Genomic DNA, 23,709 nt, shown 5'->3' with positions numbered 1-23,709 from the left:
GACGAGACGCCTGCTAGTGCTCGATGTGGTGTTCGGGGCTGACCACACGTTTGCCGTCTTTTGGCGACAATTGCAGGAAGATCGCCGCCGCCAGCATCGCCATGATGCCCACCGTGAGGAAGGTCAGTTGGAACGCGCCGAGTACCGTGCTGACGCCGTCGTTGCCCGATTCGGCGGTGAAGCCCCCGAGCAACGCACCGGCGCAGGCCACCCCCAGGCTCAGGGACAATTGCGCCACCACCGACAGCAAACTGTTGCCGCTGCTGGCCTGGGCGTCGTCGAGGTCGATCAGGGTCACGGTGTTCATGGCGGTAAATTGCAGGGAGTTGATCGCCCCCAGCACCGCCAGCATGCCCAGCAACAGCGGGTAGGGTGTTTGCTCGCTGACCAGGCCCATGCTCGCCAGCATGATGCCCAGGGCCAGGGTGTTGCCGGTCAACACCACGCGATAACCCAGGCGCTCGATCAGCGGGCGCGCCACCGACTTGGCGAACATCGCCGCGGCCGCCAGGGGCAGCATGCTCATCCCGGCCTGGGACGGCGAATACCCCAGGGCCACTTGCAGCAGCAACGGCACCAGGAACGGCAAGGCACCGCTGCCCAGGCGCGCGAACAGGTTACCGAGGATGCCCACCGCAAAGGTGCGGGTCTTGAACAGCGCTGGCGAGAACAGCGGGTTATCGATATGCCCGGCGCGCAGCCAATACGCCGCCAGGCACGCCAACCCGCCGAACAGCAGCAACATCACCCGCAGGTGCGGCAGGTGCAGTTCGCCCAAGCCTTCCATGGCAATGGTGATCAGCACCATCGCTGCGCCGAACAGCAGGAAGCCGATGCCATCGAAGCGCGTACGTTCGCTGCCGCGCAGGTCGGGGATGAGTTTCCACACGGCATAGCAACCGATCATGCCCACCGGCAGGTTGATCAGGAAGATCCAGTGCCACGTCAGGTATTGCACCATCCAACCGCCCATGGTCGGGCCGAGCAAGGGCCCGAGCAGGCCGGGGATGGTAATGAAACCCATGATCCGCACCAATTCGGAGCGGGGGTAAGCACGTAGAACCACGAGCCGGCCAACCGGCAGCATCAACGCACCGCCGAGGCCCTGGATGACCCGTGCGCCCACCAGCATGGTCAGGCTGCTGGACAGGGCACACAGCAAGGAGCCGATGCTGAACAGCATGATCGCGCCGAAGAAGATTTTCTTGGTGCCGAAGCGGTCGGCGATCCAGCCCGAGGCCGGGATCAGCAAGGCGACGGTGAGCATGTAGGCGATCACCACCCCTTGCATGCGCAGCGGGTTTTCCGCCAGGTCCCGGGCCATGGCCGGCAGTGCCGTGTTGAGAATCGTCCCATCCAGCGATTGCATGAAGAAGGCAATCGCTACTACCCAGGGGAGCCAGCGGGCAGTCTTGGCATCGAGAGGGGCACGATCTGGCATGGGGTACCTTTTTGTTAGCCGGCTATGTGTCGGCGATTATGCGCCATTCGTCGCTCCTTTTCCCACTGGCGGTTCGTCTAAATCCGACAGCTTTGCGTGCTCTCCCACCAAGAAATCCAACAGCGCGCGGTGCACCGCCAGGGCTGATTCGCGGGACTCCAGGTCGAGTAAATGCCCGGTATGTTCCGCCACGGCAAAGCTGCTGTGGCCGACGTAGTGCTTGAACAACTGGGCATCGGCGGCCGGGGTGTATTCGTCCAGCGTGCCGTTGAGAAAGTGCACCGGGGTTTCGATCTGTTTGAGCTGGGGCAGGTAGTTGCCATCGCCCAGCGCCAACACCTGGTGGATATGGAAACGCGCCTGGCGGTACTCGGTGGTGGCCATGTTCGACAGGTGCCGATGGTTGTTGCGCTTGAGCCGGGGCGACAGGTATTTGCCGACGGTCTCGTTGAGCAAGTGGCCGACGGCGGATTTGTCATCGGCCTCGATCAGCACGCGTACCCGCTCCACATAGTCGAGCATGGCCTGGTTCAGGTTGGGCGCCAGGGCCATGACTACCGAACTTTCGATCGACGGCGGGTTATGCGCCAGGGTCAGCAGCGTGGAGATACCGCCCCACGAGGCCGACACCAGGTGGTTGACCTGGAAGCGCTCGACCAGCGCGCGCAGGATTTGGACTTCGTCGTCCTTGGTCACCAGGTCCAGGTCGGTGTTGTACTCGCGCGAATAGCCGGAGAACGGCAGGTCGAACAACAGCACATTGAAATGCTCGGCCAGGCATTTGCTGGTGCGGGCGAATGAGCGTGTGGTGGACAGTGCGCCATTGACCATCAAGATGGTCTTCTTTTCCGAATCGTTTCCTAGCTGCTCAACATGAACGTTGTAGTGCTTGAACAGCTTTTCAATGACAAAACTTCCATGGTTCATGTCAACGCTCCAGCTTGCCCTTCCCGGGCAAGGTCATGCTCTCGTGGATGAGGTGGCGGGGGGCCACTAACTCTTATAACGAGGTTTTTCGCAGGCGACAACAGGCTGCCCGTGCAGACTGGGAGGAAGAGAATTTACGGTAGGAAGGGCTGAAACCGCGATGTCTGAAATCAGCACAGGACAAGGTGGGAGGGAGCTTGCTCCCGATGGCGGTGTATCAGCAAAGTACTCATTGACTGACACACCGCCATCGGGGGCAAGTCCCCTCCCACAGGGGGCTGTATTTACAGGGTCAGGGTCAGGCGTTTTACCAACGCCCCCGGCAACAGGTTGGACGCGGTGTTGCGTTGGCTGTAGGTACTGGCCGACAGCAGCAGTTCGCGCTCGGCGGTCAGGGCCTCCAACTGCGACCCGAGCAAGCTGTAGACGCTGTCATCAAAGCGCATGGTGCTGACCGGCGCCTTGATCTCACCGTCTTCCACCCAGAACGTGGCGAAGCGCGTCATGCCGGTCAGGCGGGCGGCCGGCAGGTCGGAGTAGTTCAGGTACCACAGGTTGCTGATATACAGCCCGGTGCCCAGTTGCTTGAGGATATCGGCCTGGGCCAAGGTGCCCGCCGCCATCTGCAAGGCACTGGGGGATTCGTCGCGGCTGGCGCCGTTGGCGCTGAGGCCGTATTCAGCGGCGCTGCGCGAGTTCACCAGTTGGCCATCGGCTTTGCCGGCGTTGATCAGCGTGACATCGCTGCGCGGGTAGCCCTCGGTGGAAAACGCCTGGCTCAGGGAGCCGCTGATCTGCTCATCCACCGTCACCAGCGGGCTCAGCGATTGTTCGCCGGCATACAACCGTTGCAACGAGCTGCCTTTGCTGGCGATGGCCTGGGCGGAAAAACCACCCCAAGTGATGATGCTGATGATTTCTTCCAGCGCCGCGGGGGCCAGGTAGGCGCGGTATTGCCCAGGCGCCAGTGTGTGCAGCGGGCGGTCGAGGAACTCCAGCTGTTGGCGGGCCAGTTGGAAGCGCCGGGCGAACTCGTCGCTGTTCCAGGTGTGCCCGGCATAACTGGCTTTCACCGCTTCGCCATTGGCGTGGAACAGGCTGAAATCGAAGTTGAAGCTATTGGCCTGGTGCCAGCCAAATGCGCCGTTGGAACTGGCAAAGCCACGGCTGATCGGGCCTGCGGCATAAAAGCCGACCAGGTCGACGCCGTGCGCCGCCTGGCTGATTTCCTCCAGCACTCGCGCCAGGTCGGGCAGGGGGCGCGCCTGTTCGTTGTGGCTTTGCCAGGCGTTGTGGTTGAGCAGCAAGTACGGGTCGTGCGGCAGCAGTGGCAAGGTTTCACGCAACTGTTGCAGGCCGTCGGCGAGGCGCTGGCGGTCCAGCTCCGGTTCGCCGGCCAGGGTGATGCCCAGGTCGGCATGGCGGCCGTCGTTGATCAGCTTGAGGGTGAGGCTGGCCTGTTGCACCTGCCCGGCCTGACGCACCTTGGCGTGGTTGAAACGCACGAACTCGGACGATTCGGCGGCATAGCCCAGGTGAAATTGTTCCTTGTCGGTGAGGGCCTGCTTGAGCCACTGCACCAATGCCTTGAAGTTGTTCATCAGGCATCTCCCCCGAATACATCAACGTTGCTGAACACACAGGCGGGCGAGGCATGGCCGACGCGGATCACCTGGTTGGGTTCGCCTTTGCCGCAGTTGGGCGTGCCCAGGACCTTGAAGGTGCTGGCGTCGCCCACTGCGCTGAGGTTGCGCCAGAACTGCGCGGAGATAGCCCGGTAGTTGGGGTTTTTTACCACGCCCTTGAGCTCACCGTTTTCAATCAACTGGCCCCACTCGCAGCCGAACTGGAATTTATTGCGCGCATCGTCGATCGACCACGAACGGTTGGTCGACATCAGGATGCCGTGTTCGATGCCGCCAATCAGTTGCGCCAGGCTCTTATCGCCGGCTTCGATATTCAGGTTGGCCATGCGGTCGATCGGCGGGCGGTTCCAACTGCTGGCACGGCTGTTGGCCACACCGTTCATGCCCGAACGGAATTGCGACAGCGCGCCGCCCAACGGCTTGAGCAGCAGCCCTTCGCGGATCAGGAACTGCTTGCTGGCGGCGCTGCCGTCGTCGTCATGGCTATAACTGGCAAGTTGTTCGGGAATGTCCGGGTCGAACGTCACGTTCAACAGCTTGGAGCCGTATTGCAGGTGACCGAAGTCGCTGGCCTTGACGAAGCTGGTGCCGGCGTAATTGCGCTCATCACCCAGGATGCGGTCGAGCTCCAGTGGATGGCCGATGGATTCGTGGATTTGCAGGATCATCTGGTCGGGCATCAGCAGCAGGTCGCGCGGACCTTGGGGCGTATTCGGCGCCAGCAGCAGTTGCAGGGCTTCGTCGGCGATGCGGGGTGCGGCGCCGACCAGGCCAAAACGCTCGATCACGTCAAAGCTGCCTTGCTGGCCGAAGTTGCTGCCGCCGAGGGTACGGGTCTGGCTGTCGTTGCCGTCGTAGGCCGTGACGTTGACGCCGGGGAATACGAACCGTTGGGCCTGGCGCAGTTCGGCCCCGGCATTATTGAGGTAGATCTGCTCGACGTGGCTCAGGCCGAGGCTGACTTCCCAGTTGACCAGGCGTTCGTCGCGGGGCACGGCGGCGGATTCATCACCCAGCAGTTGGTAGCAGTCGCTCAAGGAAGGGAAGGCTTGCGCAAGGTTCGGTGACAGGTAGTCGGCCACGTCGCTGGAGACCTGTTGATCGCGCAGGTCGAGCAGGGCGTGAGGCTTGATCAGGCGCGCTTGCTGTTCGGCACGTTCAAGGGCCGCTTGCAGGCCGGCCAGGGAAATATCGTGGGTCGCGGCATAGGCTTCGACGCCGTTGACACGCACGGTGAGCATGGCGCCTGCGTCGTGGTTCAGGTGTGGCGGTTCGGCGACGTTCTTGCGCACCGACAGGTAGTGGCCGGACTCACGTACGTAGCGCAGGGAGAAGAAGTCGGCGGTGGTGCGCAGGGCACTGAAATGTTTTTTGAGTGTGGCGTGGTGTTCGAACATGGGGCCTTCCTTGTGGGCGGCTCAGCGCGGGCAGGCAAACAGAGTAGGCCTGGGCTGGGGGCTGATCAAGGAAAGGTGATTCTTTGTGGCAAGTGCCCCTGTGGCGAGCGGGCTTGCCCCGCGTTGGAGTGCGTAGCGGCCCCAAAAATCTTGGGAGCGCTACGCACTCCAACGCGGGGCAAGCCCTAATGCCGTTCAGTTAAGGCTTTTTTGTAGGAGCGAGCTTGCTCGCGAAGAACTCACAGGCGCCGCGTTGTCGAATCTTGCGTAACTCTTTGTTTACCAAGGAGTTTTCCGTTTCGACTGCGCCGGAAGTGGGGCGAATTATAGACAGATATAAAACGCCGTCAACACTTAATTTCAGACTTATTCGGATTTAAGCGTAATACGCGCAAATGCCTTCTTCCCAGCCTGGCAAACATGGGTAGCACCCAGCTCATATATAAAGGTGCGATCAACCACCTCACCATCTATACGCACACCACCCGAACCCAGAAGGTCACGTGCAACCGCCGAGTTCTTCACCAGCCCCGCCTTATTAAGGACAGCCGCGATCGGCATCGCCTCTGCAGCTACCAACTCGATCTCCGGCAAATCATCCGGCAGCTCGCCATCTCTCATGCGATTGCCTGCCGCACGGTGAGCACTGGCGGCCGCCTCCTCACCATGGAAACGCGCAACGATCTCTTCGGCCAGCTTGATCTTCACGTCGCGCGGATTAGCCCCCGCCTCGACCTCAGCACGCAGCGCGTTGATTTCATCCATAGAACGAAAGCTCAACAACTCGAAGTAACGCCACATCAGCGCATCCGGGATAGAAACCAGCTTGCCATACATCACGCCTGGCGCCTCCTGGATACCCACATAGTTACCCAGCGACTTGGACATCTTCTTGACGCCATCCAAGCCTTCCAGCAACGGCATGGTCAGAATGCATTGGGCTTCCTGCCCATATGCACGCTGCAACTCGCGCCCCATCAACAGATTGAACTTCTGATCGGTACCACCCAACTCAACGTCGGCACGCAGAGCCACCGAGTCATACCCTTGCACCAACGGGTAGAGGAACTCATGAATCGCGATAGGCTGGTTGGTGGAGTAGCGCTTGTCGAAGTCATCTCGCTCAAGCATGCGCGCCACGGTGTATTGGGACGTCAGGCGAATAAAGTCGGCCGGCCCCATCTGATCCATCCAGGTGGAGTTAAAGGCCACCTCGGTCTTGGCAGGATCGAGAATCTTGAACACCTGGGTCTTGTAGGTCTCGGCATTATCGAGAACCTGCTCACGAGTCAGTGGCGGACGCGTTGCGCTCTTGCCACTCGGATCGCCGATCATCCCGGTGAAGTCACCTATAAGGAAGATGACCTGATGCCCCAGTTCCTGGAACTGACGCAGCTTGTTTATAAGCACGGTATGCCCAAGGTGCAGATCCGGCGCCGTCGGATCAAAGCCGGCCTTGATACGCAGGGGCTGGCCGCGCTTGAGCTTTTCGATCAGCTCAGACTCGACCAACAGTTCTTCCGCACCACGTTTTATCAGCGCTAGCTGCTCTTCAACCGACTTCATAACAGACCCGCAAGGCTCAGATTCAAAAGGGAACCAACCATACAAGATCAGGGACTAATTACAAGTTTTGCCCTGCGCACGGACACCGTTCAGCAAGCACAGCGTTCGCGAGCTTGCACCACAGATGATTTGGTTATATTTTATACAGTTATTTCATCTTCATCATGTCATTCATCTTTTCCATTTCATCTTCAAAGTCAAAATTACCTATGACCACTGAACCGTCTAAAGCGCCGCCGCTTTACCCGAAGACCCACCTGCTCGCAGCAAGTGGTATCGCCGCCCTTCTCAGCCTGGCGCTCCTGGTATTCCCTTCCAGTGATGTAGAGGCCAAACGAACATCCCTGAGCCTTGACCTGGAAAGCCCGGTTGAGCAACTGACACAAGATCAAGACGCTTCCGACGCACAGCAAGCCACAACTACCGCTACTGAATCACCGTTCGCCCAGATAGAAAGCAGCCCCGAAGACACCCAGCAAGCAGCTAAACCAGCACCTGCCCCGGCAGCAGATGTCGCCAAGAATCCGCAACACCGCGAAGTCATCGTCGCAAAAGGCGATACGTTGTCGACCCTGTTCGAAAAGGTCGGCCTGCCCGCCGCCACGGTTAATGAAGTACTGGCCAGTGACAAACAGGCCAAGCAATTCACCCAACTCAAGCACGGGCAGAAGCTTGAGTTCGAACTGACCCCAGATGGCCAGTTGAATAACCTGCACAGCAACATCAGCGACCTCGAAAGCATCACCCTGACCAAGGGCGCCAAGGGCTTTGCCTTCAATCGTGTCACCACCAAGCCGGTGATGCGCTCTGCTTATGTACACGGCGTGATCAACAGCTCCTTGTCGCAGTCCGCTGCACGCGCCGGCCTGTCCCATAGCATGACCATGGACATGGCCAGCGTATTTGGATACGACATCGACTTCGCCCAGGACATCCGCCAAGGCGATGAATTCGACGTGATCTACGAGCAGAAGGTCGCCAACGGTAAAGTGGTCGGCACCGGCAATATTCTCTCCGCACGCTTCACCAACCGCGGCAAGACCTATACCGCAGTTCGCTACACCAACAAGCAAGGCAACAGCAGCTACTACACCGCCGATGGCAACAGCATGCGTAAGGCGTTTATCCGCACGCCTGTCGACTTCGCTCGTATTAGCTCGCGATTCTCCATGGGCCGCAAGCATCCAATTCTGAACAAAATCCGCGCCCACAAAGGCGTCGACTATGCCGCCCCTCGTGGTACGCCAATCAAGGCCGCCGGTGACGGCAAGGTGCTGCTGGCCGGTCGTCGCGGAGGCTACGGCAATACCGTGATCATCCAGCACGGCAACACCTACCGTACCCTTTATGGCCACATGCAAGGGTTCGCCAAGGGCGTGCAGACGGGCGGCACCGTGAAGCAAGGCCAGGTGATTGGTTATATCGGCACTACCGGCCTGTCTACCGGACCGCACTTGCATTATGAGTTCCAAGTCAATGGCGTACACGTCGATCCATTGGGCCAAAAGCTACCCATGGCCGACCCCATCGCCAAGGCCGAGCGTGCGCGCTTCATGCAACAGAGCCAGCCGCTGATGGCGCGCATGGATCAGGAGCGCTCCACCCTGCTGGCTTCGGCGAAGCGTTAAGACATGGCGCTCTATATAGGGGTGATGTCTGGCACCAGCCTCGACGGCCTGGATATAGCCTTGATCGAACAAAGCTCGGCGATCAAGCTGATCGCCACTCACTACATCCCCATGCCAGGCAGCCTGCGCGCCGAGCTGCTTAGCCTGTGCGCCAGCGGCCCAGATGAAATCGCTCGCTCGGCAATTGCCCAGCAGCATTGGGTGACAGTGGCTGCCCAAGGCATTAATGCCTTACTGGAGCAGCAAGCTCTCAAGCCCCAAGACGTTCGCGCGATCGGTAGCCACGGGCAAACCATCCGCCATGAACCCACCCGAGGCTTTACCGTACAGATCGGTAACCCTGCCCTGCTCACAGAGCTGACAGGCATCACTGTGGTCAGCGACTTCCGCAGCCGCGACGTGGCCGCCGGTGGCCAGGGCGCGCCATTGGTACCCGCCTTTCATGAAGCGTTGTTTGGCGAACGCAGCGGCAATCACGCCGTCCTGAATATCGGCGGTTTCAGCAACCTTAGCCTGATCGAGACCGGCAAGCCTGTAGCCGGCTTCGACTGCGGCCCGGGCAACGTTCTGCTGGACACTTGGATTCACCAGCAGCGCGGCGAGCACTTTGATCGTGACGGCCGGTGGGCGGCCGGCGGTAAAGTCGAATCGCAGTTACTCAACACCCTGCTCAGCGACCCCTTCTTTGTCACACAGGGCCCAAAAAGCACCGGACGCGAAGTGTTCAATCGCGAGTGGCTGCAACGACATCTGGCGGGTTTGCCAGCATTTGCTCCCCAGGACGTCCAAGCCACGCTGCTGGAGCTGACCGCCCTGACCATCGTCAAATCCCTGCAAACCGCACAACACCAGACCGAAACCCTACTGGTCTGTGGCGGCGGCGCCCATAACGTTACGTTGATGAGCCGCCTGGCCGCGCTACTGCCGGCGACCCAAGTCAGCAGCACCGCCACCTACGGCGTAGATCCTGATTGGGTAGAAGCCATGGCCTTTGCCTGGCTGGCCCATTGCTGCCTGGAAGGCATTGCTGCCAACCGCCCCAGCGTCACCGGCGCACGCGGTCTTCGGGTACTGGGCGCGATCTACCCCGCCTGACAGCCCTCCAGGATCTGCAGACAGCAAAACGCCGCTTGGCCGATCAAAGCCAAGCGGCGTTTTTGTATCCGCCATCGATCAGATCGAGAACGAAGACCCGCAACCACAGGTGGTGGTGGCGTTAGGGTTCTTTATCACGAAACGCGACCCCTCGAGACCTTCCTGATAATCCACCTCGGCACCTGCCAGGTATTGGAAACTCATAGGGTCTACGACCAGGCTGACGCCCTCGCGCTCGACGATGGTATCGTCATCGGCCACATCTTCATCGAAGGTAAAACCGTACTGAAACCCTGAACAACCGCCGCCCGTAACGAATACGCGCAGCTTCAAGCGATCATTACCCTCTTCATCGACCAGGCTCTTCACCTTGTGCGCAGCACCGTGGGTGAATTGCAAAGCCGTGGGGGTGAAGGATTCAACGCTCATGCTGATAATCTCCCGGCGTAGCGCCGCCATATGCGTAATGGCCGGTATTATCCGCTTCTCCTAGAAAAGCGGTCAACTATTGTTACGGTATATCAATCTGCGTAGCCGCCATTAAAAACACAAAAGGCCCGATGATCGGGCCTTTTGCGCAATAACGGGGAAACCTTACGGCAGCATGCCCGCATGGGACAGGCCCAGCTTCTCATCCAGGCCGAACAGGATGTTCATGTTCTGTACAGCCTGGCCCGACGCACCCTTGACCAGATTATCGATCACGGACAGTACTACCACCAAGTCGCCATCCTGCGGACGATGCACCGCGATACGGCACACATTGGCGCCGCGCACGCTGCGAGTTTCCGGGTGACTGCCAGCCGGCATTACATCGACGAACGGCTCGTTGGTATAACGTTTCTCAAACAATGCCTGCAGATCCACCGAGCGATCGACGACAGTCGCGTACAGCGTGGAGTGAATACCACGGATCATCGGCGTCAAATGCGGAACGAAGGTCAAGCCCACCTCCTTGCCCGCGGCACGACGCAACCCCTGGCGGATCTCCGGCAAGTGGCGATGCCCCTTGACCGCATAGGCCTTCATGCTTTCCGACGTCTCGGAATACAGCGAACCTACGGCCGCACCCCGGCCTGCACCGCTGACACCTGACTTGCAGTCCGCGATCAGGCGCGAAGCATCGGCCAAGCCTGCTTCCAGCAATGGCAGGAAGCCCAGTTGGGTCGCAGTGGGATAGCAACCCGGCACGGCGATCAGGCGCGCCTGCTTGATCTGCTCGCGATTGACTTCCGGCAGGCCGTACACCGCCTCTTCCAGCAGTTCTGGCGCACCGTGCGGCTGGCCGTACCATTTGGCCCACTCATCGGCGTCCTGCAGACGGAAATCCGCCGACAGGTCGATGACCTTGGTGCCCGCCGCCAGTAATTCACCGGCCAGGGCATGGGCGACACCGTGAGGCGTAGCAAAGAACACTACGTCACAGGCCCCCAGGGTCTTGATGTCCGGCACGCTGAACGCCAGGCCGTCATAGTGGCCTCGCAGGTTGGGGTACATATCGGCCACAGCCAGGCCGGCCTCGGATCGGGAAGTGATGACCACCACCTCTGCCTGCGGATGCTGAGCCAACAGACGCAGCAATTCGACACCGGTGTAACCCGTGCCGCCGACGATACCGACCTTGACCATAAACCTGCCCTCAACGAACCCACTGGAAAGCCGTCGATAATAGGGGCCGCATCGTTCTGCGACAACCGCCAAGGTGACGTAAGGACGCATGAGCCACTACTATCTTCAGCTACCGTGAACCTGGGAATAACTAAAAATGCTTTATCTATGGGTCAAAGCCTTCCATATCGTCGCCATCGTGTGCTGGTTTGCCGGGCTGTTCTACCTGCCGCGCCTGTTCGTCTACCACGCGCAAAGCGAGGATACGGTCAGCAAGGAACGCTTCAGTGTCATGGAGCGCAAGCTGTATCGCGGCATCATGGGGCCCGCGATGGTCGCCACCCTTGTGTTCGGCATCTGGCTGATCGCGCTCAACCCCGCCATCTTCCAGATGGGTGCCTGGATCCATGCCAAGCTGACCCTGGTCGTGCTCCTTATCGGCTATCACCATATGTGCGGCGCGCAGGTAAAGCGCTTTGCCCGTGGCGAAAACACCCGCAGCCATGTCTTTTATCGCTGGTTCAATGAAGTCCCGGTTCTGATATTGCTGGCTATCGTAATTTTGGTCGTGGTCAAACCGTTCTAACTTCTAATGACTCGGGGTACCTCCAATGTCGCTGCCCGCTCTGCTTGAACAACGTCTTCGCCTGCCCGTGGTGGCTGCGCCGATGTTCCTGATTTCCAACCCGCAACTGGTCCTGGCGTGCTGTCGCAACGGAGTGGTCGGGAGTTTCCCGGCGCTCAACCAGCGTGAAAGCAGTGGTTTCAAGGCCTGGCTGGAGGAAATCGAAGCGGGCCTGGCTCCGTTGGACAACCCCGCGCCCTACGCCGTGAACCTTATCGTGCACAACAGCAACCCACGGTTGCAGGCTGACTTGGCGATCTGCGTGGAACACAAGGTCCCGATCGTGATCACCAGCCTGGGCGCCGTGAAGGAACTGGTGGATGCCGTGCACAGCTACGGCGGCCTGGTCTTTCACGATGTCACCACGCGGCGCCATGCGGAGAAAGCCGCGGAGGCCGGTGTCGATGGTTTGATCGCAGTCGCTGCGGGCGCCGGGGGCCATGCCGGGACCTGGAGCCCGTTCGCCCTGATCGCCGAAATCCGCCAGTTCTTCGATAAAACCCTGTTGCTGGCAGGTTGCCTCAACCACGGGCACGAAATTCTTGCCGCCCAGGTGCTGGGGGCCGACCTGGCCTATTTCGGCACACGCTTTATCGGCACGACCGAAAGCCACGCCCCGGATGCTTATAAAGAGATGCTGCTCACAGCGCGCGCCGCCGACATCGTGCACACTCCTGCGGTCTCGGGCGTCCCCGCCAGCTTTATGCGCCAGAGCCTGGAAAATGCCGGTTTCGACCTCGCCGCCCTGCAAGGCAAAGGCGAAGTCAACTTCGGTTCCAAGCTCAAGCCATTGAGCGATGAGGCCAAGGCCTGGAAGACCGTGTGGTCCGCCGGCCAGGGCGTCGGAGATATTGATGATTTACCCAGCGTCGATGAACTCGTTGCCCGCCTGGATGCCGAATACCGCAAGGCGCGCGAGCAGGCGGCACAACTGCGCTGGCCACGCTGACCCAATTGTCAGGCCTGCCAATCGAAGCAGGCTTGCCCCACCCTCCCTGATTAAGTGACAAGGATGCCTGCATGAGCGACAACCGTTTCAAGATCGTGTTTGACGGAGCCTTGCTCCCAGGTGTCGAAAGCACCACGGCAAAACTCAACCTCGCCGAGCTGTTCAAAAGCGATGTCGAGGCCATCGAGAAGCTTTTTACCGGCCGCCCGGTTGCGTTGAAACGCGACCTTTCCCGGCCTGACGCAGAAACCTACCTGACTGCACTGCACAACGCCGGCATCGATGCGCGCATCGAAGCCGAGCAGCCTGTAGCCTTCAGCTTGGCTGAAACTCACGAGACGGATTCGGGCGCTACGGACTTCTCCCGACCTGCCGCTTCGCCCTACGCTCCACCACGCGCTGCCGTAGGTGATGACTTGCCGGAGTATTCCAGCCTCAAGGTCTTCACCATCAATGGGCGCATCGGCCGTCTGCGCTACCTGGCCTGGACGCTGGTGCTGACGGTTGCGATGCTCGTAGCAGCAGGCATCCTCAGTACCGTGGGCTTCGCGATCGCGACCGCTTCGCCAACGATCGCCGTTATTCTCGGCTCGCTGCTGGGGTTTGCGCTGTTTGTTGCGCTTGTCGTCGTGAGCGTGCAAATCGGCGTGCAACGCCTGCACGACCTGGGCTGGTCCGGCTGGTTGTACCTGCTGAACCTGGTTCCGCTGGTGAACAGCGTCTTCCCGCTTCTGCTGTTGGTACTGCCCGGTAACGCCGGCGCCAACCAGTACGGCGCGCCACCTCCGCGCAACTCCACGGCGGTGAAAGTGCTGGCCTCCCTATGGCTGGCGTTTATCCCATTGGTGCTCATCGTCGTGGTGACCCTGGGGATGAATGGCTACCTGAACCAGCTCGAAGCCAACGTGGACAGCAGCTACGAAAGCAGTTCCCTCACCTCCGATGACGACGCCGATCAAAGCGTGATCGTCGATGAAGAAGACGTGCAAAGTGCTGACGAAGCGGCCGAACCTGTAGACTCTCCAGAACAGTGAAGAAACGCCCGCCGCCTGTGATGCCTCTGTCACAGGCTCGGCGGCGTTGCGATGGAGAAAGGCATGACCCGTTACGCTCTGATCACCGGCGCCTCCAGCGGCATCGGCCTGGCCTTGGCCGAAGCACTGGCCCGTCGCGGCCGCAGCTTGATTCTGGTGGCCCGCCAGCGTGATCAGTTGGAAAGCATTGCAATCGAATTGACTCAACGCTTTGGCGTCGAGGTGCTGTTTCGTGCCTGCGACCTGGGCGAGCCACTGCGCTTGTCCGGGTTCCTGCTGGAACTTGAAGAAGGCGAACGGCAGATCGACTTGCTGGTTAACTGCGCCGGCATCGGCACCAGCGGACCGTTCCTGGCCCAGGACTGGATGACCGAGCAGGACCTGATCGAAGTCAACATCCTCGCACTGACCCGCATGTGTCACGCCCTTGGCAATGCCATGGCGTTGCAAGGCGGCGGGCAGATTCTCAATGTCGCCTCGGTTGCGGCGTTCCAGCCCGGCCCGTGGATGAGCAGCTATTACGCCAGCAAGGCGTATGTGCTGCATTTTTCCGAAGGTTTGCGCGAAGAATTGAAGACCTGTGGCATCAAGGTCTCGGTGTTATGCCCCGGCCCGACACGCACGGCGTTCTTCGGCACCGCGCAAATGGACACTGCCAAGCTCGATCGCAGCCAGCAGCTGATGAGCCCGGAAGAAGTGGCCCTCTACACCGTACGCGCACTGGAAAAAAACAAAGCCATCATCATTCCCGGACGGCGCAACCGCTGGCTGGCCTTCAGCCCGCGCTTCAGCCCACGCTGGCTGACCCGCAAGATTGCCGGCGCGATCAACAAGGCCTATTGCCCACGCTGACCGCCTGAGTACACTCACCCTGCACATTCATATGGAGAAACAGCTGTGGATACTCTGTTCACCAAAATCATCAACAGAGAAATACCCGCGAAGATCATTTACGAAGATGACCAGGTCCTCGCCTTCCACGATATCGCCCCACAGGCGCCGGTACATTTCCTGGTAATCCCGAAGAAACCCATCCGCACCCTGAATGACCTGGGCGAAGACGACAAAGCCCTGGCTGGCCATATTCTGTTTACCGCCCAGCGCCTGGCCTTGGAACTGGGCTGCGAGAAAGGTTTCCGGGTAGTGATGAACTGCAATGAAGAAGGTGGACAGACCGTTTACCACATCCATATGCACGTACTGGGTCAGCGCCAGATGAACTGGCCGCCGGGCTGATACCCCGCGATCGACGGGTCGCAGCCCAGCGCGTGCGACCCCATGCCCTTGACTCAACGCAAACGCTTCGCCCTCTCTTGCGGTAAACTGGCCGCCGAGATTCTTCCCGGAGGTCAGCATGACTACCCAACGTCACTACTCGCCGATTGACCGTCTGTTGCTGCAAGCCGATACGGCCATGCGCACACTGTTGCCCTTCAGCGGCGCACCGTACCGCCCGTCGCCGGCCATCGTGCAACCCGATGCGCAGATGAGCGAGACCGACACCCGCCACGTCGCCGGCCTGATGCGCATCAACCATACCGGTGAAGTCTGTGCCCAGGCGCTGTACCAGGGCCAGGCCCTGACCGCCAAGCTGCCGCAAGTGCGCGCAGCCATGGAGCATGCGGCCGAGGAGGAAATCGACCACCTGGCCTGGTGCGAGCAACGTATTCGCCAACTCGGTAGCCACCCCAGTGTACTGAACCCACTGTTTTATGGCCTGTCGTTCGGAATTGGCGCTGCCGCCGGCCTGATCAGCGATAAAGTCAGCCTCGGTTTTGTCGCAGCGACAGAACATCAAGTTTGCAAGCACCTTGATGAGCACCTGGAACAACTGCCGGCCGAAGACGAAAAATCCCGAGCGATTCTTGAGCAAATGCGCACCGATGAAGAACACCATGCGCAAAGTGCCCTGGATGCCGGTGGCTTCCGCTTCCCCGCGCCGGTGAGGTTTGGCATGAGCCTGCTGGCCAAGGTCATGACCAAAAGCACCTACCGAATCTAGGCCGAAAAAAAGGGCGCTTTCAAAGCGCCCTTCTTTTTGCCGTTACGGCGATCAGCCCAACTCGATGATTTCGTAATCATGAGTGATGGCCACGCCGGCAGCACCGAGCATGATCGATGCCGAGCAGTACTTCTCGGCCGACAGTTCAATGGCTCGCTTGACCTGAGCCTCCTTCAACGCGCGCCCCTTGACCACAAAATGCATATGGATCTTGGTAAAAACCTTCGGGTCTTCAGTGGCGCGTTCGGCTTCCAGGAAGGCTTCACAGCTTTCAACGGCCTGGCGGGACTTTTTCAGGATGCTGACCACGTCGAAATTACTGCAACCGCCCACGCCAAGCAGGAGCATTTCCATGGGGCGTACGCCCAGGTTACGGCCACCGGCTTCCGGTGGGCCGTCCATGACCACGACATGGCCACTGCCCGACTCACCGAGGAACATGGCTTCGCCCGCCCATTGGATGCGTGCCTTCATCGCCCAGACTCCACTGCTAAAAAAGGGTCGCCAGCTTAGCACAGGGGCTTGCAACCACAGCGTTTCCCATGAAAGCGGATCAACAACCGGCCGCGCTCGGTAAATTCGCTAATCGAGTCAGAAAGCGTCTGTTAAGCTGGCGCTAAATCGATGGCGTATTGCCACCCTTCATACAACGTGTATCAATGCCGATACCGCTGAATACAACAACTCCAAATCACCTCGCGCCGCCTTTTCGGGATACAACCATGGTTGCTCTTACTCCCATACCCAAGATCAAGAATCTCGACAAGCTGTTGATGCACTGCCAGCGCCGACGTCACCCGGCCAAGCACAACATCATCTGCGCAGGCGAGCGTTCCGAAACACTGTTCTTCATCATCAAGGGCTCGGTCACCATCCTGATCGAGGATGAAGACGGCCGCGAAATGATCATCGCCTACCTCAATACCGGGGATTTCTTTGGCGAACTGGGGCTGTTTGAACAAGCCGGCAAAGAGCAGGAACGCAGCGCCTGGGTACGGACCAAGATCGAATGCGAAGTGGCCGAAATCAGTTACGCGAAATTTCGCGAATTGGCCCAGCAGGACCCCGATATTCTCTACGCCTTGAGCGGCCAGATTGCCCAACGCCTGCGCGACACCACACGCAAGGTCGGCGACCTGGCGTTCTTTGACGTCACCGGTCGGGTAGCCCGCTGCCTGCTGGAGCTGTGCAAACAACCTGACGCCATGACCCACCCCGACGGCATGCAAATCAAAGTCACGCGCCAAGAGATCGGGCGCATTGTCGGGTGTTCACGGGAAATGGTCGGTCGCGTGCTCAAGGACCTGGAAGAACGCAACCTGGTGCACGTCAAAGGCAAGACGATGGTGGTGTTCGGCACCCGTTAACCCGGCAGGAAGCTGGCCAGCATCTGGCGATACAAGGTGTCCAACCGGCTGATCGCATCCGGCGCGGGGAAAGCTTCGTGCAGCGCGATATGGCTGTCGGCACGCACCCGCTGTTCAAGACCGCAGGCTTCATTGAAACGATTGACCGCCGCAATCAGTTCATCGCGGTCGTTCTCCAGCAACAAGGCGCCGTGCACCAACCCCACCGGGCGACCACCACTTTGCCGCCAGCGCTGGGCAGTACCGACCATCTTGCGCCCATTGAGGTTGACGTTGTAACGACCGTCGCAGAACGCACCGTCGATTTCTCCGACGGAGGCATCGCCGCCCAACTCGATCAATAAATCGCAGATCGGCTGACATAAACGCAGGTAACCGGTTTCGATGCGTGCCTGATCGCTTTCGCTGCGTGGCGGTGCGTAGACCAGCGCGATATTGACCGTAGCGTTGGACTGCGGCACCGGCTCGCCGCCGGTTTCGCGCAGCAACACTGGCCAACCGGCGTCGGCTGAGACTTGGCTGGCGGCTTCGAACGCCGGCAGCCGACTCAAACGTCGGGGCATCACCAAGGCTTGATCACTGGGCTGCCAGAACAGCAGGCCAAACTCCTGCTCACCCGCGCAAACGGCGGTCAACAAGGCTTGCTCGGCGGCAAGGCCTGCTTCAACAAGCATCGACACTGGCTGGATCAACGGGCACCTACCTATCTGAATAAACACAAACCCAAATGTGGGAGGGGGCTTGCCCCGATAGCGGTGTGTCAGTCAAGGATGCTCCAACTGAACCGTCGCCATCGGGGGCAAGCCCCCTCCCACACGTTGATCGCATTTCAAATCAATCGAGAGTGGAACCGCTGACCGCCACGCCACGCTCCGGGAAGAACAGACGCTGCAGTTCCGCCCCCGGGTTCTCGGCACGCATAAAGGTCTCACCCACCAGGAACGAGTACACACCGCTGATTTCCATCAGCTCCACGTCGGCGCGGTTAACGATGCCACTCTCGGTGATCACCAGGCGGTCGCGTGGAATACGCGGCAGCAGGTCGAGGGTGTTTTCAAGGCTGACTTCAAAAGTGTGCAGGTTACGGTTGTTAACGCCCACCAACGGTGTGTCGAGGGTCTTGAGTGCACGTTCCAACTCATCGCCGTCGTGCACTTCCACCAGCACATCCAGGCCAACGCTTTTGGCCACGGCCGCCAACTCGGCCATCTTCACGTCGTCCAGCGCGGAGACGATCAGCAGCACGCAGTCAGCACCCAGGGCTCGGGCTTCGACAATCTGGTACGGGTCGATCATGAAATCCTTGCGGATCACCGGCAGCTTGCACGCAGCACGGGCTTGCTTCAAGAACTCGTCGGAGCCCTGGAAAAAGTCGATATCGGTGAGCACGGACAGACAGGTCGCCCCGCCCTTCTCGTAGCTGACGGCGATGTCGGCCGGTACGAAGTTTTCGCGGATGACGCCTTTGCTCGGCGAGGCTTTCTTGATTTCAGCGATAACCGCCGGTTGCTTCTGCTTGGACTGGGCGATCAAGGCGTTGGCAAAACCACGCGGTGCGTCAGCGACCTTCGCCTGGCTTTCCAGCTCGGCCAGGCTCACGCGTGCGCGGCGCACGGCGACTTCTTCAGCTTTGCGGGCCAGGATTTTTTCCAGAACGGTCGGGACACTCATCCTTCATTCTCCATCTTGAATACTGCGGTGAATGCTCCCAGCTCTTCGAGCTTTTCACGAGCCAGACCGGTGTGCAGCGCATCGTGGGCCAAGGCCACACCCTCCTTAAGACTATAGGCATGGTCCGCCGCGTAAAGTGCCGCGCCAGCATTCAAAACAATCATTTCTGCAGCTTTTTGGCCGTTCTCGGTCTTGCGACGCCCCAAGGCATCGCGAATCAGTTCCAGCGAGGCTGCCGGGCTTTCCACCGCCAGGCCATGCAGGCTCTGGCTTTTCATGCCCAGATCTTCGGGCTCGACCCAATATTCGGTGACCTGGTCGTTCTTCAGTTCGGCCACAAAGGTCGGAGCCGCCAGGCTGAATTCGTCCAGGCCATCCTTGGAATGCACCACCAGCACATGCTTGCTGCCCAGGCGTTGCAATACTTCAGCCAATGGACGGCACAGCGCCTGGCTGAACACGCCCACCACCTGGTGCTTCACACCGGCCGGATTCGTAAGCGGGCCGAGCATGTTGAACAGGGTACGCAGGCCAAGGTCCTTGCGCGGGCCGGCCGCATGTTTCATCGCCCCATGGTGGGACTGGGCAAACATAAAGCCGATGCCGACGTTATCGATGCAGCGTGCCACTTGTACCGGCGTCAGGTTCAGGTAGATGCCGGCCGCTTCCAGCAAGTCGGCACTGCCGCTTTTGCCCGATACCGCACGGTTACCGTGCTTGGCCACGGTGCAGCCAGCCGCCGCGACCACAAAGGAAGCCGCCGTCGACACGTTGAAAATATTCGCACCGTCGCCGCCGGTACCGACCACATCGACAACACCGTCGAGGGTCTTGAGCGCGACCTTGTCCGCCAGCTCGCGCATCACCGATACCGCGCCGACGATTTCGTCGATGCTCTCGCTCTTCATGCGCATCGCCATCATGAAGGCGCCGATCTGCGCGTCGGTGCATTGACCGGTCATGATTTCGCGCATCACATCGCTCATTTCAGCGGTGCTCAGGTCCAGATGGCCGACGATACGGCTCAGGGCAGTCTTGATATCCATGGAAAGTCCTTAGCGCGTGCCGCCGCTCTGCTTGAGAAAGTTGGCGAACAGCTCGTAGCCCTGCTCGGTCAGGATCGACTCAGGGTGAAACTGCACCCCTTCGATGTTCAGTGTCTTGTGGCGCAGGCCCATGATCTCGTCGACGGAGCCGTCTTCCAGTTGGGTCCAGGCGGTCAGTTCCAGGCATTCCGGCAGGGTTTCGCGCTTGACCACCAGCGAGTGGTAGCGGGTCACGGTCACCGGGTTGTTGAGTGCCTGGAATACGCCCAGGTCTTTATGGAACACCGGGCTGGTCTTGCCATGCATCACCTGCCGCGCACGCACCACGTCACCACCAAAGGCCTGGCCGATGGACTGATGGCCCAGGCATACGCCCAGGATTGGCAGCTTGCCGGCGAAGTACTTGATGGCTTCGAGGGAAATACCCGCCTCGGTCGGCGTGCAGGGGCCCGGCGAAACCACAATGCGCTCCGGGTTCAGGGCGGCGATTTCGGCCACGGTCAGTTCGTCATTGCGAACCACTTTGACCTCGGCACCCAGCTCCCCCAGGTACTGCACAACGTTGTAGGTAAAGGAGTCGTAGTTATCAATCATCAGTAACATGGGGAAACCTCAAGAATTGGGGGTCTGTTCAGCCAGCGCTACGGCGCGGAACATCGCGCGGCGCTTGTTCAGGGTTTCTTCCCATTCGAGGGCCGGCACCGAGTCGGCGACAATCCCGCCGCCGGCCTGCACATGCAGCTCCCCGTCCTTGATCACGGCCGTGCGAATCGCGATGGCGGTGTCCATGTTGCCGTTCCAGGCGAAATACCCCACGGCGCCACCGTAGACGCCACGCTTGACCGGTTCCAGCTCATCGATGATTTCCATCGCACGAATCTTCGGCGCGCCCGACAAGGTACCGGCCGGCAGAATCGCCCGCAGCGCGTCCATCGCGGTCAAGCCGGCTTTCAATTCCCCGGTGACGTTGGAGACGATATGCATCACGTTGGAATAACGCTCGATGACCATTTTCTCGGTGAGCTTCACCGAACCGATTTCCGAGACACGCCCCGTGTCGTTGCGGCCCAGGTCGATCAGCATCAGGTGTTCGGCGATTTCCTTGTCGTCGCTGAGCAGGTCTTCCTCGAGCGCCAAATCCGCTTCTTCGGTCGCGCCACGCGGGCGTGTACCGGCGATCGGGCGCACGGTGATCAGGTTGTCTTCAATGCGCACCAGCACTTCTGGCGAACTGCCCACCACGTGGAAGTCACCGAAGTTGAAGAAATACATGTAAGGCGTCGGGTTGAAGCAGCGCAGCGCTCGGTACAGATCGATCGGCGCGGCCTTGAAGTCGATGGACATGCGTTGCGACGGCACCACCTGCATGCAGTCACCGGCGAGGATGTATTCCTTGATGGTATCGACGGCGCGTTCGTAATCATCCTGGGTAAAGCTGGAGCGGAACACCGGGTCGGCCGCCGGTGGACGGCTGAGGTCCAGGCCGCGACGCGGGGTGATCGGCTGGCGCAGTTTTTCCAGCAAGGCTTCGAGGCTGGCCAGGCCCTGCTCGAAAGCGTTGGCCTGGGATGGGTCGGCGAGCACGATCGCATGCATCTTGCCGGCGAGGTTATCGAACACCACCACCGCATCGGAGACCATCAGCAGAATGTCCGGCACGCCCAATGGGTCCGGATTCGGGCATTTGCCCAGGCGTTTTTCCACATAACGTACGCAGTCGTAGCCGAAATACCCCACCAGGCCGCCATTGAAACGTGGCAGGCCAGGGATGGTCGGCACGTTGTAGCGCGCCTTGAAGGTTTCGACGAAGGCCAGCGGGTCTTCGACATCGTGGCTTTCGATCTCGACGCCATCATGGGTAATGCTCACATGATGGTCATGCACCCGCAGTACGGTGCGGCACGGCAGGCCGATGATCGAGTAACGGCCCCACTTCTCACCGCCCTGTACCGACTCCAGCAGGTAGGAGTTGGGCTCGTCGGCCAGCTTCAGGTAGATCGACAGCGGTGTGTCGAAGTCGGCCAGGGTTTCGCAGGCCAGGGGAATACGGTTATAGCCGGCAGCGGCCAAACGCAGGAATTCTTCGCGGATCATGGTGTGCCTCGTGGCATGAGGGTCTAACAGTCAGGTATGCAAACGTGCCGCAGGGCGCGGCCAGGATCAGTCAGGCGCGCCAACGCCAGCGGGCCAGGGCCTTGATAACTTTCATCCAGAGTTTGCGAGTGACCACCACGATGGAATTTCCAGAAGGGGACGGATCGGTATCGGGCAACGTTATCTCAGCGCCAGCTCCCAAGCAACCGGGGATTAGCAGTCGCAGGTCATCAATCACCAACGACGGCGACTCTTCGGCGATCGGCCGACCATGGTTGTAGCCGTAACTCAAGGCCACGCACTGCACCCCCGCCGCTTTTGCCGCCAGCACATCACTGCGCGAATCGCCGACAAACAACGACTGCGAGGCCGGGATATTGGCCATTTTCATCACAAAAAACAGCGCCGCCGGGTCGGGTTTCTTCTGCGGCAAGGTATCGCCACCGATGATCCAGCGGAAATACCGGCCGATTTTCATCTGGTCCAGCAACGGCGCGACGAAGCGCTCCGGCTTGTTGGTGATCAGGGCCATTTCCACGCCCTGCTTGCTCAGCCATTTGAGCGTGTCGCGCACGCCGGGGTATACCACCGTGAGTTCGTGACCGTCCTCATAGGCAGTGTTGAACAACTCCAGTGCATGCTCGGCCTCGACATCATCCACACCTTCGGCGTCGATATGATTGGCCAGGGCCCGGCGCACCAGCATCTGCGCACCGTTGCCGACCCATTCACGTACCGAGTCGATCCCCACCGGCTTGCGCCCCAGCTTGAGCAGCATCTCGTCCACCGCCGACGCCAGGTCGGGCACCGAATCGATCAACGTACCGTCCAGATCGAACATCACCAGCCGTGGCAGTTTGCCGGGGAATAACTGCTCAAAGCCGCTCATGGACGCGCCAGCGCCAGTTCGGCACGCATCTTGGCGATCACTTCCTGATAATCCGGGGCATTGAAGATCGCCGAGCCGGCCACGAAGGTATCGGCACCGGCAGCGGCGATTTCGCGAATATTGTTGACGTTGACCCCGCCGTCGATTTCCAGGCGGATGTCACGGCCCGAGGCATCGATCAGCGCACGGGCTTCGCGCAGCTTGTCGAGGGTGCCAGGAATGAACTTCTGCCCGCCAAAGCCTGGGTTGACGCTCATCAGCAAGACCATGTCGACCTTGTCCATCACGTACTTGAGCACATCCAGCGGGGTGGCCGGGTTGAACACCAGGCCCGCCTTGCAGCCGCCCTCGCGGATCAGTTGCAGGGTGCGATCGACATGCAACGAAGCTTCCGGGTGGAAGGTGATGTAGGTTGCTCCGGCGTCAACGAAGTCACCGATGATACGGTCCACCGGGCTGACCATCAGGTGCGCATCGATCGGCGCGGTGATCCCGTACTTGCGCAACGCGGCGCAGACCATCGGCCCGATGGTCAGGTTGGGCACGTAGTGGTTGTCCATGACATCGAAGTGCACGAAGTCGGCACCAGCGGCCAACACCTTGTCCACTTCTTCACCCAGGCGGGCGAAATCGGCAGAGAGAATCGATGGAGCGATAACGAAGGGCTGCATGACGCACCTTTTTTGAGCTAAATCACGATGGCGCGCATTGTATACCTCATGCT

General features: G+C 60.1%; 24 protein-coding genes. 9 read left to right on the top strand and 15 right to left on the bottom strand.

Going from position 1 to position 23,709, the window contains the following annotated elements; genetic code table 11:
* Positions 1–13: 13 nt before the first annotated feature.
* The 5 genes from mdtD to tyrS form a co-directional block, all read right to left on the bottom strand.
* Entirely contained in the window at positions 14–1,441 is a 1,428-nt protein-coding gene (gene mdtD, locus A7317_RS27150; RefSeq protein WP_069077180.1) for a multidrug transporter subunit MdtD, read from the bottom strand.
* Between the two features lie 36 nt (positions 1,442–1,477).
* Entirely contained in the window at positions 1,478–2,368 is an 891-nt protein-coding gene (locus tag A7317_RS27145; RefSeq protein ID WP_024077832.1) for an alpha/beta fold hydrolase, read from the bottom strand.
* Positions 2,369–2,652: 284 nt separating this feature from the next.
* The gene (locus A7317_RS27140; RefSeq protein ID WP_069077179.1) at positions 2,653–3,969 is read right to left on the bottom strand and encodes a TldD/PmbA family protein; all 1,317 of its coding nucleotides are present in this window, start codon (positions 3,967–3,969) and stop codon (positions 2,653–2,655) included.
* The gene (locus A7317_RS27135; protein WP_024077830.1) at positions 3,969–5,411 is read right to left on the bottom strand and encodes a TldD/PmbA family protein; all 1,443 of its coding nucleotides are present in this window, start codon (positions 5,409–5,411) and stop codon (positions 3,969–3,971) included. Before A7317_RS27135 ends, A7317_RS27140 begins: the two co-directional genes overlap by 1 nt.
* A gap of 366 nt (positions 5,412–5,777) precedes the next feature.
* Positions 5,778–6,977: a tyrosine--tRNA ligase gene (gene tyrS / locus A7317_RS27130; protein WP_024077686.1), complete on the bottom strand. Its 1,200-nt coding sequence runs from the start codon at positions 6,975–6,977 to the stop codon at positions 5,778–5,780.
* A gap of 209 nt (positions 6,978–7,186) precedes the next feature.
* Between tyrS and A7317_RS27125 the strand changes: the two genes are divergently transcribed.
* Both A7317_RS27125 and A7317_RS27120 read left to right on the top strand, forming a co-directional pair.
* Complete coding sequence (locus A7317_RS27125; protein ID WP_024077687.1) at positions 7,187–8,605, top strand: peptidoglycan DD-metalloendopeptidase family protein; 1,419 nt, start codon at positions 7,187–7,189, stop codon at positions 8,603–8,605.
* A 3-nt stretch (positions 8,606–8,608) separates the two neighbouring features.
* Positions 8,609–9,700, top strand: a complete 1,092-nt coding sequence (locus A7317_RS27120; RefSeq protein ID WP_069077178.1) for an anhydro-N-acetylmuramic acid kinase — start codon at positions 8,609–8,611, stop codon at positions 9,698–9,700.
* A gap of 78 nt (positions 9,701–9,778) precedes the next feature.
* Here the strand turns inward: A7317_RS27120 and erpA are convergent, their stop codons facing one another.
* Positions 9,779–10,129, bottom strand: coding sequence for an iron-sulfur cluster insertion protein ErpA (erpA, locus tag A7317_RS27115; RefSeq protein ID WP_003176443.1), 351 nt, complete (start codon positions 10,127–10,129; stop codon positions 9,779–9,781).
* Positions 10,130–10,294: 165 nt separating this feature from the next.
* Positions 10,295–11,329 (bottom strand): N-acetyl-gamma-glutamyl-phosphate reductase, encoded by a 1,035-nt coding sequence (gene argC, locus A7317_RS27110; protein ID WP_069077177.1) that lies wholly within the window; start codon positions 11,327–11,329, stop codon positions 10,295–10,297.
* A gap of 136 nt (positions 11,330–11,465) precedes the next feature.
* Here argC and hemJ point away from each other — a divergent pair, with 136 nt between their 5' ends.
* The 6 genes from hemJ (at position 11,466) to coq7 (ending at position 15,918) form a co-directional block, all read left to right on the top strand.
* Entirely contained in the window at positions 11,466–11,894 is a 429-nt protein-coding gene (gene hemJ, locus A7317_RS27105) for a protoporphyrinogen oxidase HemJ (protein WP_024077690.1), read from the top strand.
* A gap of 25 nt (positions 11,895–11,919) precedes the next feature.
* Positions 11,920–12,882, top strand: a complete 963-nt coding sequence (locus A7317_RS27100; RefSeq protein ID WP_024077691.1) for an NAD(P)H-dependent flavin oxidoreductase — start codon at positions 11,920–11,922, stop codon at positions 12,880–12,882.
* A 71-nt stretch (positions 12,883–12,953) separates the two neighbouring features.
* Entirely contained in the window at positions 12,954–13,916 is a 963-nt protein-coding gene (locus tag A7317_RS27095; RefSeq protein ID WP_024077692.1) for a DUF805 domain-containing protein, read from the top strand.
* 63 nt (positions 13,917–13,979) lie between these two features.
* Positions 13,980–14,768 (top strand): SDR family NAD(P)-dependent oxidoreductase, encoded by a 789-nt coding sequence (locus tag A7317_RS27090; protein ID WP_024077693.1) that lies wholly within the window; start codon positions 13,980–13,982, stop codon positions 14,766–14,768.
* A gap of 45 nt (positions 14,769–14,813) precedes the next feature.
* Positions 14,814–15,152 carry a histidine triad nucleotide-binding protein gene (locus A7317_RS27085; RefSeq protein WP_024077694.1) on the top strand — a complete coding sequence of 113 codons (339 nt, stop codon included), beginning with the start codon at positions 14,814–14,816 and terminating at the stop codon, positions 15,150–15,152.
* A gap of 118 nt (positions 15,153–15,270) precedes the next feature.
* The gene (gene coq7, locus A7317_RS27080) at positions 15,271–15,918 is read left to right on the top strand and encodes a 2-polyprenyl-3-methyl-6-methoxy-1,4-benzoquinone monooxygenase (protein WP_024077695.1); all 648 of its coding nucleotides are present in this window, start codon (positions 15,271–15,273) and stop codon (positions 15,916–15,918) included.
* Between the two features lie 51 nt (positions 15,919–15,969).
* On the opposite strand, the gene A7317_RS27075 is transcribed toward coq7, so the two are convergent.
* Complete coding sequence (locus A7317_RS27075) at positions 15,970–16,392, bottom strand: OsmC family protein (protein ID WP_005792019.1); 423 nt, start codon at positions 16,390–16,392, stop codon at positions 15,970–15,972.
* A gap of 248 nt (positions 16,393–16,640) precedes the next feature.
* On the opposite strand from A7317_RS27075, the gene crp reads away from it, so the two are divergent.
* On the top strand, positions 16,641–17,285 hold the full coding sequence (gene crp / locus A7317_RS27070; RefSeq protein WP_024077696.1) for a cAMP-activated global transcriptional regulator CRP: 645 nt from the start codon (positions 16,641–16,643) through the stop codon (positions 17,283–17,285).
* Here the strand turns inward: crp and A7317_RS27065 are convergent.
* From A7317_RS27065 to rpe, 7 genes are all read right to left on the bottom strand, one after another.
* Positions 17,282–17,977, bottom strand: a complete 696-nt coding sequence (locus tag A7317_RS27065) for a lipoate--protein ligase family protein (protein WP_069077176.1) — start codon at positions 17,975–17,977, stop codon at positions 17,282–17,284. The two genes, crp and A7317_RS27065, sit on opposite strands and share 4 nt — an antisense overlap.
* 142 nt (positions 17,978–18,119) lie before the next feature.
* Positions 18,120–18,956, bottom strand: coding sequence for an indole-3-glycerol phosphate synthase TrpC (gene trpC, locus A7317_RS27060; RefSeq protein WP_024077698.1), 837 nt, complete (start codon positions 18,954–18,956; stop codon positions 18,120–18,122).
* Positions 18,953–20,002, bottom strand: a complete 1,050-nt coding sequence (gene trpD, locus A7317_RS27055; protein ID WP_069077175.1) for an anthranilate phosphoribosyltransferase — start codon at positions 20,000–20,002, stop codon at positions 18,953–18,955. The genes trpC and trpD overlap by 4 nt, the downstream gene beginning before the upstream one ends.
* Positions 20,003–20,011: 9 nt before the next feature.
* Complete coding sequence (locus A7317_RS27050) at positions 20,012–20,605, bottom strand: aminodeoxychorismate/anthranilate synthase component II (RefSeq protein ID WP_024077700.1); 594 nt, start codon at positions 20,603–20,605, stop codon at positions 20,012–20,014.
* 9 nt (positions 20,606–20,614) lie between these two features.
* A complete protein-coding gene (gene trpE, locus A7317_RS27045) occupies positions 20,615–22,096 on the bottom strand; it encodes an anthranilate synthase component I (protein ID WP_069077174.1) in 1,482 nt (493 codons plus the stop codon).
* Between the two features lie 70 nt (positions 22,097–22,166).
* On the bottom strand, positions 22,167–22,985 hold the full coding sequence (locus A7317_RS27040) for a phosphoglycolate phosphatase (protein WP_069077173.1): 819 nt from the start codon (positions 22,983–22,985) through the stop codon (positions 22,167–22,169).
* On the bottom strand, positions 22,982–23,656 hold the full coding sequence (rpe, locus tag A7317_RS27035) for a ribulose-phosphate 3-epimerase (RefSeq protein WP_024077703.1): 675 nt from the start codon (positions 23,654–23,656) through the stop codon (positions 22,982–22,984). Before rpe ends, A7317_RS27040 begins: the two co-directional genes overlap by 4 nt.
* Positions 23,657–23,709: the final 53 nt, after the last annotated feature.

The sequence above is a fragment of the Pseudomonas fluorescens genome (genome assembly GCF_001708445.1).
In the GTDB taxonomy this organism is placed as follows: Bacteria; Pseudomonadota; Gammaproteobacteria; order Pseudomonadales; family Pseudomonadaceae; genus Aquipseudomonas; species Aquipseudomonas gorinensis.
Note: the sequence above shows the minus strand (reverse complement) of the source record. Positions and strands in the feature narration are given on the sequence as shown.

Coding starts and splice junctions, on each gene's coding strand:
- A7317_RS27140 (WP_069077179.1), bottom strand. CDS start 3,969: ATGAACAACTTCAAGGCATTGGTGCAGTGGCTCAAGCAGGCCCTCACC.
- trpE (WP_069077174.1), bottom strand. CDS start 22,096: ATGATCCGCGAAGAATTCCTGCGTTTGGCCGCTGCCGGCTATAACCGT.
- A7317_RS27040 (WP_069077173.1), bottom strand. CDS start 22,985: ATGAGCGGCTTTGAGCAGTTATTCCCCGGCAAACTGCCACGGCTGGTG.
- A7317_RS27095 (WP_024077692.1), top strand. CDS start 12,954: ATGAGCGACAACCGTTTCAAGATCGTGTTTGACGGAGCCTTGCTCCCA.
- tyrS (WP_024077686.1), bottom strand. CDS start 6,977: ATGAAGTCGGTTGAAGAGCAGCTAGCGCTGATAAAACGTGGTGCGGAA.
- A7317_RS27120 (WP_069077178.1), top strand. CDS start 8,609: ATGGCGCTCTATATAGGGGTGATGTCTGGCACCAGCCTCGACGGCCTG.
- trpC (WP_024077698.1), bottom strand. CDS start 18,956: ATGAGTGTCCCGACCGTTCTGGAAAAAATCCTGGCCCGCAAAGCTGAA.
- A7317_RS27100 (WP_024077691.1), top strand. CDS start 11,920: ATGTCGCTGCCCGCTCTGCTTGAACAACGTCTTCGCCTGCCCGTGGTG.
- argC (WP_069077177.1), bottom strand. CDS start 11,329: ATGGTCAAGGTCGGTATCGTCGGCGGCACGGGTTACACCGGTGTCGAA.
- A7317_RS27135 (WP_024077830.1), bottom strand. CDS start 5,411: ATGTTCGAACACCACGCCACACTCAAAAAACATTTCAGTGCCCTGCGC.
- A7317_RS27050 (WP_024077700.1), bottom strand. CDS start 20,605: ATGTTACTGATGATTGATAACTACGACTCCTTTACCTACAACGTTGTG.
- coq7 (WP_024077695.1), top strand. CDS start 15,271: ATGACTACCCAACGTCACTACTCGCCGATTGACCGTCTGTTGCTGCAA.
- erpA (WP_003176443.1), bottom strand. CDS start 10,129: ATGAGCGTTGAATCCTTCACCCCCACGGCTTTGCAATTCACCCACGGT.
- mdtD (WP_069077180.1), bottom strand. CDS start 1,441: ATGCCAGATCGTGCCCCTCTCGATGCCAAGACTGCCCGCTGGCTCCCC.
- rpe (WP_024077703.1), bottom strand. CDS start 23,656: ATGCAGCCCTTCGTTATCGCTCCATCGATTCTCTCTGCCGATTTCGCC.
- hemJ (WP_024077690.1), top strand. CDS start 11,466: ATGCTTTATCTATGGGTCAAAGCCTTCCATATCGTCGCCATCGTGTGC.
- A7317_RS27145 (WP_024077832.1), bottom strand. CDS start 2,368: ATGAACCATGGAAGTTTTGTCATTGAAAAGCTGTTCAAGCACTACAAC.
- A7317_RS27075 (WP_005792019.1), bottom strand. CDS start 16,392: ATGAAGGCACGCATCCAATGGGCGGGCGAAGCCATGTTCCTCGGTGAG.
- crp (WP_024077696.1), top strand. CDS start 16,641: ATGGTTGCTCTTACTCCCATACCCAAGATCAAGAATCTCGACAAGCTG.
- A7317_RS27090 (WP_024077693.1), top strand. CDS start 13,980: ATGACCCGTTACGCTCTGATCACCGGCGCCTCCAGCGGCATCGGCCTG.
- trpD (WP_069077175.1), bottom strand. CDS start 20,002: ATGGATATCAAGACTGCCCTGAGCCGTATCGTCGGCCATCTGGACCTG.
- A7317_RS27125 (WP_024077687.1), top strand. CDS start 7,187: ATGACCACTGAACCGTCTAAAGCGCCGCCGCTTTACCCGAAGACCCAC.